Genomic DNA, 13,286 nt, shown 5'->3' on the forward strand with positions numbered 1-13,286 from the left:
CGAAGCCATCCGCCCGGTCTTTTTGACATGCCCCATAAGGACAATCCGTGAATCGCTATCTCTTGAGCAGTCTGACCCTGACCCTGTTGGCTGCGTTTGCCCATGCCGCCGAACCCGTATCCGCCGCTGCCGCCCCGACCGTGGCCCCAAGCGCCGCACCTGCCGCCGCTGGCGTCGTTTCCGGCATCGACGTGCAGTACATCGACCCTGCCGTGCGCGTGCAGGACGATTTTTTCACCCATTTGAATGGCAAGTGGCTGGCCACGGCCGAGATTCCTGCCGACAAGTCGAGCTGGGGTTCGTTCGCCAAGTTGCGCGATGACACGACGCCGCAATTGCGCGGCATCATCGTCGCCACGCAACAGGACAAAAACAAGAAGGCCGGTTCCGAAGCGCAAAAAATCAGCGACCTGTACGCCAGCTACATGGATGAAGCCAAGCTCGAAGCGCTGGGCACGAAGCCGCTGGCCGGCGAACTGAACCGCATCCGCTCGCTGCGTGACAAGAAGGGCGTACCAGCCCTGATCGCTCACCTGAGCCAGACGGGCGTGTCGACCCCGTACGCCGTCTACGTGGGCCAGGATGCGCGTGCCTCGACGAAATATGCGGCATACGTGAGCCAGAGCGGCCTGGGCATGCCCGACCGCGACTACTACCTCGAAGCCAAGCAGGCTGGCGTCAAGGAAAAATACCAGGCGCACGTGGAAAAAATGCTGGCCATGGCCGGCGACAAGAACGCCGCCGCCCGCGCCAAGGCTGTCGTGGCGCTGGAAACGGCCCTGGCCGAAGTGCAATGGACCAAAGTCGAGAACCGCGACCCCGTCAAACGCTACAACAAGACCGATATCAACAAGCTCAACGAGCTCACTCCCGGTTACGACCTGAAGTCCGGCCTGGCGGCACTCGGCATCGCCAACAAGGTCGATTACGTCATCGTCAACCAGCCGAGCTACCTGAGCGGCTACAACAAGGTACTCGCATCCGCCGACCTGGACACCGTGAAAGCGTATTTCGAATGGCAGTTGCTGCGCAGCTATGCCAGCTACCTGTCGAAAAATTTCGTCGATGAAAGCTTTGCCTTCTACGGCACGGTACTCAGCGGCGTGACGGAAAACCAGCCGCGCTGGAAGCGTGGCGTGGGCGCCGTCGAAGGCGTGCTGGGCGAAGCCGTCGGCAAATTGTATGTCGCGCAATATTTCCCGGCAGAGCGCAAGGCGCACATGCAGGAACTGGTGAAAAACGTGCTGGCCGCCTACAAGGACAGCATCGACACCCTGGACTGGATGAGCCCGGAAACCAAGAAGGAAGCGCAAGCCAAGCTGGCCAAGTTCACGCCGAAGATCGCGTATCCGAACAAATGGCGCGATTACACGAAGCTGCAAATCGTCCAAGGCGACCTGGTGGGCAACATGATGCGCGCCGCCAATTTCGGTTCCGCCCGCCAGGTGGCCAAGCTGGGCAAGCCGATCGACCGCGAAGAGTGGGGCATGACGCCGCAAACGGTGAACGCGTATTACAGCTCGACGATGAATGAAATCGTCTTCCCGGCCTCGATTCTGCAGCCGCCGTTCTTCGACGCCAACGCGGACGACGCCGTCAACTATGGCGCCATCGGCGCCGTCATCGGCCATGAAATCAGCCACGGCTTCGACGACAAGGGCAGCCAGTCCGATGGCGACGGCAACCTGCGCGACTGGTGGACCCCGGCCGACCGCAAGAATTTCGCCGCCAAGGCCGACGCGCTGACCAAGCAATACGATGGCTACAGTCCATTGCCGGGCTACCACGTCAACGGCGCGCTGACCCTGGGTGAAAACATCGCCGACAACTCGGGCGTCGCGATCGCCTATAAAGCCTACAAGATTTCGCTGGGCGGCAAGCCGGCGCCCGTGCTCGATGGCTTGACGGGCGACCAGCGTTTCTACATGGGCTTTGGCCAGGTGTGGCGCAGCAAGATGCGCGAAGCGCAGCAGATCGTGCAAATCAAGACCGATCCGCATTCGCCGGGCCAGTACCGTGCGAATGGCACCATGGTCAACCAGCCTGGTTTCTATGAAGCGTTTGGCGTGAAACCGGGCGACAAGATGTATGTTGCCCCGGAAAACCGCGTGATCATCTGGTAAACGTCATATCCATGTAAACGTTATCTTGTCACAACAAAAAAGACCACTTGCGTGGTCTTTTTTGCATTCTGGTCAAAGTTTTTTCTGTCGTTTCGGCCGGTATGCTACAGTCAAAAACCGGGCCAGAAGCCTTGGGCCTTCTGACCCTTATATTCCACACAATATAATATAGAGGACAACCGTGAATCGTTATTTGTTAAGTGCATTGACCCTGAGTTTGCTGGCCGGCGTGTTCGGCATGGCTGGCGCCGCTGATAGCGCCAAGAAAGCCGCTCCCGCCACGGCCGTCGCCGCCGCGGCGCTGACGTCCGGCATCGCCGTCGAATACGTCGACCCTGCCGTGCGCGCGCAAGACGATCTGTTCCAGCACCTGAATGGCAAATGGCTGGCGGAAACCGTCATTCCAGCCGACAAGTCGAGCTGGGGCAGCTTTGCCAAGCTGGCCGACGATACGCAAACGCAGCTGCGCGGCATCGTCGAAGGCGCCGCCGCCGACAAGGCACGCGCAGCCGGTTCGAATGCACAGAAAATCGGTGATTTTTATAACAGCTTCATGGATGAAGCCAAGCTGGAAAGCCTGGGCTTGAGCCCATTGAACGCGGAACTGGCGAAGATCGCCGCGCTGCAGGACAAGGCGGAATTGCCGGCCGTGATCGCCCACTTCAGCAAGCTGGGCGTGACTTCGCCTTACGACTTCGGCATCCACCAGGACGCCAAGGATTCCACCAAATACGTGGCCGACATCGTGCAAAGCGGCCTGGGTTTGCCTGACCGCGATTATTACCTGGAAGCGGGCAAGGCCGATACGCGCGCCAAGTACCTGGCTCACGTGGAAAAAATGCTGAGCCTGGCTGGCGACGCGAATGCCGCCGCCAATGCCAAGGCCATCGTGGCGCTGGAAACGGAACTGGCCAAGGCGCAATGGAGCAATGTGCAGAACCGCGACCCCGTCAAAACCTACAACAAGGTGGAACTGGCAAAACTGGCCAGCGTGGCGCCAGGCTACGACTGGGCCCGCTACCTGAAGGACACGGGCATCGCCGGCAAGGTCAATTATGTGATTGTCAGCCAGCCCAGCTACCTGAAGGGCTTTGCCGAGATCGCCAACAAGACGCCGCTGGACACGTGGAAAGCATACTTCCAGTGGCACTTGCTGCACGCGAACGCCGGCTACCTGCCGAAAGCGTATGTCGATGAAAACTTCGCCTTCTATGGCACCACCCTGACGGGCGTGACGGAAATGCGTCCGCGCTGGAAACGCGGCGTGGGCGCCGTCGAAGGCGCGCTGGGCGAAGCCGTGGGCCAGCTGTACGTGGAACAATATTTCCCGGCCGAGCGCAAGGTGCGCATGGAAGCGCTGGTGAAAAACCTGATGACGGCCTACCAGCAAAGCATCGACAAGCTCGACTGGATGAGCCCTGTCACCAAGAAACAGGCGCAAATCAAGCTGGCCAAGTTCACCACCAAGATCGGCTACCCGAACAAATGGCGCGATTACTCGGGTCTGACGGTGGCGCCGGACGATTTGATCGGCAACATCCAGCGTTCGCACTTGCTGAACTACAACCGCGAATTGAACAAGCTGGGTCAGCCTATCGACCGCGACGAGTGGGGCATGACGCCACAGACCGTGAACGCCTATTACAACCCGGAACTGAACGAAATCGTCTTCCCGGCCGCCATCCTGCAAGCGCCGTTCTTCGACGCCAACGCGGACGACGCCGTCAACTATGGCGCCATCGGCGGCGTGATCGGCCATGAAATCAGCCACGGTTTCGACGACCAGGGCGCCCAGTACGACGGCGACGGCAACCTGCGCGACTGGTGGACCAAGGCTGACCATAAAAACTTCGCCAAGAAAACCAAGCAGTTGGTGGCGCAGTACAACAGCTTCAGCCCCGTCAAGGACCACTTCGTCAACGGCGAACTGACCCTGGGCGAGAACATCGCCGACAATTCCGGCGTGGCGATCGCGTATAAAGCGTACAAATTGTCGCTGAACGGCAAGAAAGCCCCTGTCATCGACGGTTTCACGGGCGAGCAGCGTTTCTATGCGGGCTTTGCCCAGGTCTGGCGCATGAAGATGCGCGAAGCGCAGCAACTGGTCTTGCTGAAAACGGACCCGCATTCGCCAGGCCAGTTCCGCGCCAACGGCACCATGCGCAACCAGCCCGGCTTCTATCAAGCCTTCGACGTGAAACCGGGCGACAAGATGTATCTGCCACCGAAAGACCGCGTCATCATGTGGTAACAGCTGTGCTAACGCGCTAGCATCGAGCCGCCCCGCTATCAAGCCGGGCGGCTTTTTCACGCCGTGTGATCTGGCACAAACTGCGGACGAAAAAAAACCGCCCATCCGGGCGGTTCCTGGTTCAGCGCGCTGGCTGAATTATTTGGCAGGCTCGGCTGCAGGAGCAGCGCCATCAGCGGCCGCGGCAGGTGCTGGCACTTCCGGTTCCTTGAACTTGCCGCCCGACGCGTTGGCGATATAGACGACGGCGCGCGCCACTTCCACATCGTCGAGGTCGGGATTGCCGCCCTTGGCCGGCATCGCGCGCAAGCCTTCGATGGCGTGTTTCAGGACCGTATCGTAACCCTGGGCCAGGCGGGCCGACCAGCCACCCGCGTCGCCAAACTTCGGTGCACCGGCCACGCCGGCGCCATGGCAAGCCACGCAGGTCGCCGTGTACACGGCTTCACCGCTTTGCAGCACTTTCGGACCGCTGGCATCCTTGAAGGTAAAGCCGGCGTTGGCCACCGGGCTCAAACGCTCGGCAATGGCTTCCGGCGACTGGCTGTCCGTACCGGCGCCCGTCAGTTTTTGCGCCGTGACGAACTGCACCAGCAGGATGATGCCGATGACGGTGATGAGGAAGAAGCCAGCTACGGCGGCAAGCAATTGTTTAGGCGTTTTGATCGCTGATTGTTGTTCGTTATGTGCGTCGCTCATGATGTCCTTAGTCCAGATTTGAAACTGATGGCCGTGTAAGGTAGCATTTTTACATGCTTGGATGTAAACCTTTATGAAACCCACAATTATAGGCACAAAAATTGAGCAGTGACATGCAATTGCCAGCGATACGACAGTTTCCGTAGACGTAGGTAAAGAAAAACGGTATCCTTCGCATCACTTCAGAAATTCCCCCTACGCGGCTGTAGCTCAGTGGATAGAGTATTGGCCTCCGAAGCCAAGGGTCGTGGGTTCGATCCCCGCCAGCCGCACCAAGATAAATCAGGGCTCTCCGCCAGATTTCAGTAGTATTTCTATTCAAAAATCGTATTATTTCGAGAATCTAGCCTAGTGTCCATGCGTTTCCGATGGGAAGGTCGCTGGCAAATTTTTTGCTATCGCACATAGGATAAGATGACCGTCTCACCACGATCCATCAGCCTCGCTTCAACATGATAGAAGACATCAAAAAAACACTTTGGGCTACGGCCGACAAACTGCGCGCCAATATGGACGCCGCCGAATACAAGCACATCGTCCTTGGCCTCATCTTCGTCAAGTACATCTCCGACACCTTTCAGACCCGCCGCGATGAATTGACCCGCCGCTTTGCCGACACTGCTGACGACTATTTCCTGCATGACGTCGACGCAGACATGCTGGCCGAGGAACTGGAGGACCGCGACTACTACAAGGAAGTCAACGTCTTCTGGGTGCCGGAAGCGGCGCGCTGGGAAACGCTGCGCGCGCAAGCCAAGCAGGCTGACATTGGCAAGCGCATCGACGATGCGCTATCCCTGATCGAGCTGGAAAACCCCAAGCTCAAGGGCATCCTCGACAAACGCTACGCGCGGGTACAACTTCCAGACGGCAAGCTCGGCGAACTGGTCGATTTGGTTTCGAGCATCGGCTTTGGCGAGTCCGGTGACACGGCGAAAAACCACGCGCGTGATTTGCTGGGGCAGGTGTACGAGTATTTCCTGGGGCAGTTCGCCAGTGCCGAAGGCAAGCGTGGCGGCCAGTTCTACACGCCTGCGTCGATCGTCAAGACCCTGGTCGCCGTGTTGGCGCCGCACCACGGCAAGGTGTATGACCCGTGTTGCGGCTCGGGCGGCATGTTCGTGCAATCGGAACGTTTTATCGAAGCCCACGGCGGCAAGATCGGCGACGTGTCGATCTATGGCCAGGAAGCGAATCCGACCACATGGCGGCTGGCAGCGATGAACCTGGCCATTCGCGGCATCGATTTCAACCTGGGCAAGGAGCCGGCCGACACCTTCGTACGCGACCAGCACGCCGACCTGCGCGCCGACTTCGTGCTGGCCAATCCGCCGTTCAATATTTCCGACTGGTGGCACGGCAGCCTGGAAGGCGACCCGCGCTGGGTCTACGGTACGCCGCCGCAAGGCAATGCCAACTACGCGTGGCTGCAGCACATGTTGTACCACCTCAAGTCCACCGGCCGAGCCGGCATCGTGCTGGCCAACGGCTCCATGACCTCAAGTCAGAATAGCGAAGGCGAAATCCGCCGCGCGATGGTCGATGCCGATAAGGTTGAAGTGATGATTGCATTGCCGGGTCAGCTCTTTTCTAATACCCAGATTCCTGCATGTCTGTGGTTCCTGGTCAAGGAAAAGCGTGCCCGACAAGGCGAAGTGTTGTTCATCGACGCGCGCAAACTGGGAAGCATGATCAGTCGCGTACAGTGCGAATTTGCCGAGGAAGTGATCGACAAGATCGCAGGGATTGTGGCGGCGTGGCGTGGCGAAGCGGAGACAGGCGAATATCAGGATATGCCTGGGTTTTGCCGCAGCGTCACGCTGGCCGAAATCGCCGAACATGGCCATGTCCTCACGCCGGGCCGCTATGTAGGCGCAGAAGCCATCGAAGATGATGATGAAGCATTTGACGACAAAATGCGGATGCTGACCGAGACGTTGGGTGAGCAGATGGCCAAGGGGGCGGAGCTGGATCAACTGATACGCCAGAAGCTGGGAGGGCTGGGATATGAGATCTGAATGGAGCGAATGTCGCTTAGCTGACGTGATCAATATCAAGCACGGATTTGCGTTTAAAGGCGAGTTTTTCACTGACGAACAGACACCTTATCAGCTTACAACACCTGGAAATTTTTCGGTTGGAGGTGGGTTTCGGCCAGGCAAAGGGAAATATTATTCAGGGCCGATATCCAACGACTATATCCTGCGGCCTGGCGACGTAATCGTCACAATGACCGACTTAAGTAAAGCCGCCGATACTCTTGGCTTTGCAGCGTTTGTGCCGATGACATCTGGAACTACGTGGCTACATAATCAACGTGTGGGGTTAGTTCAGATCAAGCCTGAAGCACCAATCCGGCCGCGTTATTTACAGTACCTGATGCGGGCCAGTGACTATCGCCATTGGGTTGTGTCAACCGCTACAGGCTCCACAGTGAAACATACTTCGCCTGGACGAATTTGTGAGTTTGCGTTCGCATTGCCGTCCCTTCGAGAGCAGAACGGGATTGCCAGCGTTTTGGGTTCCCTCGACGACCGCATAGCTCTTCTGCGTGAAACCAACGCCACCCTCGAAGCCATCGCCCAAGCCCTGTTCAAGTCGTGGTTCGTGGACTTCGATCCCGTGCGTGCCAAGCTGGAGGGGCGTGTGCCCGAGGGCATGGACGAGGCAACTGCGGCGCTGTTCCCGGATAGTTTTGACGAGTCGGAGTTGGGGACTGTGCCAAAGGGATGGCAGATAGCGACTTTAGCCGACGCGTTCGACATCAACCCAAAACGTTCTCTCAAGAAATCAGTTAGCGCGCCGTACCTTGACATGGCGAGCTTGTCCACCAGTGGGCACTGCGTTGAAGCGCCTATCCAACGTGACATGGGTTCTGGTGCAAAATTTCGCAATGGCGACACTTTGCTGGCGCGCATCACGCCTTGCCTGGAGAATGGCAAGGCGGCGTTTGTTGATTTTCTCGCGGATGATCAGATCGGATGGGGATCAACGGAGTTCTTGGTACTGCGCCCAAAAAAACCACTTCCAGAATATTTCGGCTACTTGCTGTGCCGGCACCCGGAATTCAGGGAGTACGCGATTCAGAGCATGTCTGGCACCAGCGGGCGCCAGCGCGTTCAAAATGATGTGCTTGGGCGCTACATGCTTGCCGTGCCGGATGAAAATGTCGCTTTTGCATTTGCCCGAGTTGTGGAAGTGATTCAAAAAAGCATTGCGGTAAATCATAAAACAGGGCGTACTCTAGCTGCGCTTCGCGACACCCTGCTTCCCCGCCTGATCTCCGGTAAATTGCGCCTGCCAGAAGCCGAAACCATCCTTGAGGAAGCCATCGCATGATCACGCCTGAGCAAGTTGACCGTTGGCTGTCTGGCGCACCTGAAACCGAGCATCTGGAATTCAAGGAAGCGAAGCAGCAATACGACACGGACAAACTGCTCAAGTATTGCGTGGCGCTTGCCAATGAAGGTGGCGGGCACTTGGTGCTGGGTATCAGCGACAAGGCTCCGCGGCGTGTTGTTGGAACCCAGGCATTCCTGGATACTGGCGCGACCAAGGGACGCATTCTTACTGCGCTGCAGTTCCGGGTCGAGATTGAAGAGCTACATCATCCCGATGGGCGCATTCTTGTGTTTGATATTCCCGGCCGGCCCATTGGCACTCCCCGGCATGTCGGCGGCATGTATCTGATGCGCTCAGGCGAAGAACTGGTGCCGATGTCGCCGGACCAGCTGGGCCGTATTTTTGCCGAAGGAAAGGCGGACTTTCTCGCGCTTGATGCTTCGGCCGTCATCGATGCGGATCAGGTGGTCGCGGCGCTTGATGTCCAGACGTTTTTTGATCTGATCAAGTTGCCGTTGCCGGCGACGCGCGAGGGCGTCCTGGCGCGCCTGGTCAGCGAAAAGCTGGTGCGGCCGGTCGCCGCGCAGTACGCGATCACCAACCTGGGTGCCTTGCTGCTGGCGAAAGACATGCGCCAGTTCGATTCCCTGACACGCAAGACGGTGCGGGTGATCAAGTACCGGGGCAATAACAAGCTGCACACCGAACGCGACCTGATCGGACAGAAGGGATATGCCGTCGGCTTTGAAAGCCTGATTCATTATGTCAATGTCCAGCTGCCGGTCAACGAGGTGATCGGTCAGGCACTGCGTGAAGAAGTGCGCATGTTTCCCGAGCTGGCCATTCGGGAACTGGTTGCCAATGCCTTGGTGCATCAGGACTTCGAAGCCACGGGCAGTTCGGTGATGATCGAGATTTACGCGGACAGGATTGAAATTACCAATCCCGGCCAGCCATTGATTCCTACCGAGCGCTTCGTTGATGAATACAGTTCGCGCAATGAAAAACTGGCCGATTTGATGCGCCGCCTTGGCATCTGTGAAGAAAAAGGCAGTGGCATCGACAAGGTGGTGTCCAGCACTGAATATTACCAATTGCCTGCGCCCGAGTTTCGTGTTGCACCAATGCATACGACGGCCGTCTTGTTCGCGCACAAGGAGTTCGTGGACATGGATGCCAAGGAGCGTGTCAATGCCTGCTACATGCATTGTTGCCTGAAGTATGTCAGCAATGAAAAGATGAGCAATCAAAGTCTGAGGGAGCGCTTCAAGCTCGACGATACGCGGGCCAAGGTGTCTGCCGTATCACAAATTATTGCTACTGCGGTAGAGCAAAACAAGATCAAACCGGACGATCCTGAAAGCCTGTCCAAGCGATATGTCAAATACGTTCCATATTGGACATAAACTCATTTAATTACAAACGTGATTATTCTCTGTATTTTCGCGTAAACCTTTGAAAATAAACATAATTTTCATTCAATCGCTAATGTCGTCTGCGCTGTATAGTCCAGCTGTTGTTATCGGAATAAGCTTTTTAATTTGGTATTTATGCAATAATATTGTTGCTTAAAAGAACGATTTAGCGATGCACATTGAGCATTGCTTTTCCGATCATTAAAGTGCGTGTGGTGAACGTGTCGATTTTGGCGCCGTTTTTAAACAATTTGATCAACGTGTCGATTTCAACGACATATGCGGGCCGCTTGATGACTGAAGACCAACTCGAACAAGAAACCCTGACCTGGCTGGTTGATACCGGCTACAGCCACGTCTATGGGCCGAACATAGCGTTGGACGGCGATGCGCCCGAGCGCGTCAACTACACGCAGGTGGTACTGGTTGAGCGCCTGCGCAGCGCCATTGCCAGGCTTAACCCTTCGGTCCCGTTGGTGGCCCGCGAAGACGCGTTACAGCAGGTCTTGCACCTCGATACGCCTGTATTGCTGTCGGCGAACCGGCTATTCCATCGACTGCTGGTGAATGGCGTGCCTGTCGAATACCAGCGCGACGGCGAGACCCGTGGCGACTTTGTGCACCTGATCGACTTCGCCGACGTGGCGGCCAACGAGTGGCTGGCGATCAACCAGTTCTCGATCAAGGGTAGCAAGCATACGCGGCGCCCTGACATCATCCTCTTCATCAACGGCTTGCCGCTGGTACTGCTGGAGCTGAAGAACCCGGCCGATGAAAATGCCGACATCTGGAAGGCATACGACCAGATCGAAACGTACAAGGAACAGATACCCGACGTGTTCCAGTACAACGAGGTGCTGGTGATCGCCGATGGCAGCGAGGCACGCATGGGGTCGTTGTCCAGCAACGCCGAGCGCTACATGGCCTGGCGCACCATCGACGGCGTGACGCTCGATCCGCTGGGGCAGTTTAATGAACTGGAGACTCTGGTGCGTGGCGTGCTGGCGCCGGCCTACCTGCTGGACTTCCTGCGCTTCTTCGTGCTGTTCGAGGATGACGGTACCTTGACCAAGAAAATCGCCGGTTATCATCAGTTCCATGCCGTGCGCGCGGCGATTGCGCAGGTGGTAGCCGCGTCGCGCCCGGGTGGCGGCCAGAAAGGTGGCGTGGTGTGGCATACCCAAGGATCGGGCAAGAGCATCACCATGACCTGTTTCGCCGCGCGCGTGATGCGCGAGACGGCAATGGAAAACCCGACCATCGTCGTCATCACTGACCGCAATGATCTCGATGGGCAGTTATTCGGGGTTTTCTCGCTGTCGCAGGATTTGCTGCGCGAGCAACCGGTGCAGGGTACGACACGGCAGGACTTGCGCGCCAAGCTGGCGAACCGGCCATCGGGCGGCATTGTCTTTGCCACGATTCAGAAATTCATGCCGGGCGAGGATGAAGACACCTATCCGCTGCTGTCGGACCGCCACAACATCGTGGTTATCGCTGATGAGGCGCATCGGACTCAATACGGTTTTGAAGCCAGGCTGAAGACCCGCAAAATACCTTCCCGTATGTTGGGTACCGGAACACTGCCCGCGACGGAACTGGGCGCCGCAGAGGCGCCAGCGCAGTATCTGGAGCGGTATCAGGTAGGTTATGCGCAAAATCTGCGCGATGCGCTGCCGAACGCCACCTTCGTCGCTTTCACGGGCACCCCGGTATCAAACGAAGACCGCGATACGCGCGCCGTGTTCGGTGACTATATTCACATCTACGACATGCAGCAGGCGCGCGACGATGGCGCCACGGTGGCGATCTATTACGAGTCGCGCCTGGCCAAGCTCGGTCTGAAGGAAGAGTCACTTGCCGGCATCGATGATGAGGTGGATGAGCTGGCAGAGGACGAAGAAGACGATGACCAGAAGGCATTGCTCAAGAGCCGCTGGGCCGCGCTGGAAAAAGTAGTCGGTGCCGAGCCGCGCATTCAGCAGGTCGCAGCTGATCTGGTGCGACATTTCGAGGAGCGCGACAAGGCGCAATCCGGCAAGGCCATGGTCGTGGCCATGAGCCGTGACATCTGCGCTCATCTGTACAAGGCCATCATCGCCCTGCGTCCCGATTGGCACGACGACGATCCAGAGAAGGGCGTGATCAAGGTGGTCATGACGGGTTCATCCAGCGACAAACCGCTGCTGCGGCCGCATATCTACTCAAAACAGATCAAGAAACGCATGGAGAAGCGCTTCAAGGATCCGGATGATCCGATGCGGCTGGTGATCGTGCGGGACATGTGGCTGACCGGCTTCGATGCTCCCTGCGTGCACACCATGTATGTGGACAAGCCCATGAAGGGCCACAACCTGATGCAGGCAATCGCGCGCGTCAACCGCGTATTCAAGGACAAGCAGGGTGGCCTGGTCGTGGACTACATCGGCATTGCCAGCGACCTGAAGCAGGCGTTGAAGGAGTATACCGCTAGCAAGGGGCGGGGACGCCCCACTGTCGACTCGCACGAGGCGTATGCCGTGCTGGATGAGATGATGGATGTGCTGCGTGCCATGTTGCATGGTATCGATTACAGCGGTTTTCTGACGGGTGGACACGGCATGCTGGCCAAGGCGGCCAACCACATACTCGGGCTGAAGGATGGCAAGAAGCGATTCTGCGATACTGCACTGGCCATGTCGAAAGCCTTTACGCTGTGCTGCACGCTCGACGAGGCTAAGGCCGTGCGCGACGAGGTCGCGTTTTTTCAGGCCGTCAAGGTGCTGCTGACCAAGAAGGAAATCAGTAGCAAAAAGCGAACAGACGAGGAGCGTGACTTGGCGGTCCGGCAGATCATCGGTTCGGCGCTGGTCTCGAACGAGGTTGTCGACATCTTCAATGCCGCCGGCCTGGAGAAGCCCAATATTGGCATCCTTGATGACGATTTCCTGAATGAGGTACGCAACCTGCCCGAGCGCAACCTGGCGGTCGAATTGCTGGAGCGTCTGCTGGAAGGCGAGATCAAGGCCCGTTTCGCCACCAATGTGGTGCAGAACAACAAGTTCAGCGAGATGCTGGTCAACGTGATCAAGCGTTATCAGAATCGCTCCATCGAGACCGCCCAAGTCATGGAAGAGCTGATTGCGATGGCGAAGAAGTTCAAGGAGGCGGTCGGCCGGGGTAGCGACCTTGGCCTCAATACCGACGAGTTGGCCTTCTATGATGCCTTGGCGGAGAACGAGGACTCGGCGCGCGAGCTGGGTGACGAGACGTTAAAGAAAATCGCCCATGAACTGGCAGAGAGCCTGCGGCAGAACGTCAGCATCGACTGGGCTGTACGCGATAGCGTTCGGGCCAAGCTACGTTTGCTGGTGAAGCGAATTTTGCGCAAGTATAAATATCCGCCCGTTAAGCAGGATACGGCTGTGCAACTGATTCTGGAACAGGCCGAGTCGCTGTGCGTGGAGTGGAGCTGAC

The 13,286-nt window shown here is 57.6% G+C and carries 6 protein-coding genes, 1 tRNA gene and 2 pseudogenes; 8 read left to right on the top strand and 1 reads right to left on the bottom strand.

All coding sequences use genetic code 11. From position 1 onward, the window contains the following. Positions 1–47: 47 nt before the first annotated feature. Entirely contained in the window at positions 48–2,123 is a 2,076-nt protein-coding gene (locus tag KO539_RS13790; RefSeq protein ID WP_219310162.1) for a M13-type metalloendopeptidase, read from the top strand. A gap of 181 nt (positions 2,124–2,304) precedes the next feature. Beyond that, positions 2,305–4,374 (top strand): M13 family metallopeptidase, encoded by a 2,070-nt coding sequence (locus KO539_RS13795; protein ID WP_374106406.1) that lies wholly within the window; start codon positions 2,305–2,307, stop codon positions 4,372–4,374. Positions 4,375–4,512: 138 nt separating this feature from the next. On the opposite strand, the gene KO539_RS13800 is transcribed toward KO539_RS13795, so the two are convergent. Next, positions 4,513–5,073, bottom strand: coding sequence for a cytochrome c5 family protein (locus KO539_RS13800; protein WP_035823637.1), 561 nt, complete (start codon positions 5,071–5,073; stop codon positions 4,513–4,515). A 199-nt stretch (positions 5,074–5,272) separates the two neighbouring features. Here KO539_RS13800 and KO539_RS13805 point away from each other — a divergent pair. The 6 genes and pseudogenes from KO539_RS13805 to KO539_RS30700 all read left to right on the top strand — a co-directional run. Further along, positions 5,273–5,348, top strand: a tRNA-Arg gene (locus tag KO539_RS13805). A 177-nt stretch (positions 5,349–5,525) separates the two neighbouring features. After that, positions 5,526–7,091, top strand: coding sequence for a class I SAM-dependent DNA methyltransferase (locus tag KO539_RS13810; protein WP_219310165.1), 1,566 nt, complete (start codon positions 5,526–5,528; stop codon positions 7,089–7,091). Then, positions 7,081–8,412, top strand: a complete 1,332-nt coding sequence (locus KO539_RS13815; protein WP_219310167.1) for a restriction endonuclease subunit S — start codon at positions 7,081–7,083, stop codon at positions 8,410–8,412. The genes KO539_RS13810 and KO539_RS13815 overlap by 11 nt, the downstream gene beginning before the upstream one ends. Further along, a complete protein-coding gene (locus tag KO539_RS13820; RefSeq protein ID WP_219310168.1) occupies positions 8,409–9,821 on the top strand; it encodes an ATP-binding protein in 1,413 nt (470 codons plus the stop codon). Before KO539_RS13815 ends, KO539_RS13820 begins: the two co-directional genes overlap by 4 nt. A 302-nt stretch (positions 9,822–10,123) precedes the next feature. After that, a pseudogene (locus tag KO539_RS13825) lies at positions 10,124–12,247 on the top strand (type I restriction endonuclease subunit R); the annotation flags it as partial. Between the two features lie 66 nt (positions 12,248–12,313). Further along, positions 12,314–13,285, top strand: a pseudogene (locus tag KO539_RS30700) (DUF3387 domain-containing protein); the annotation flags it as partial. Between the last annotated feature and the right edge of the window lies 1 nt (position 13,286).

This window comes from Janthinobacterium sp. NKUCC06_STL, from assembly GCF_019345455.1.
Classification (GTDB): Bacteria; Pseudomonadota; Gammaproteobacteria; order Burkholderiales; family Burkholderiaceae_D; genus Janthinobacterium; species Janthinobacterium rivuli.

Coding starts and splice junctions, on each gene's coding strand:
- KO539_RS13800 (WP_035823637.1), bottom strand. CDS start 5,073: ATGAGCGACGCACATAACGAACAACAATCAGCGATCAAAACGCCTAAA.
- KO539_RS13810 (WP_219310165.1), top strand. CDS start 5,526: ATGATAGAAGACATCAAAAAAACACTTTGGGCTACGGCCGACAAACTG.
- KO539_RS13815 (WP_219310167.1), top strand. CDS start 7,081: ATGAGATCTGAATGGAGCGAATGTCGCTTAGCTGACGTGATCAATATC.
- KO539_RS13820 (WP_219310168.1), top strand. CDS start 8,409: ATGATCACGCCTGAGCAAGTTGACCGTTGGCTGTCTGGCGCACCTGAA.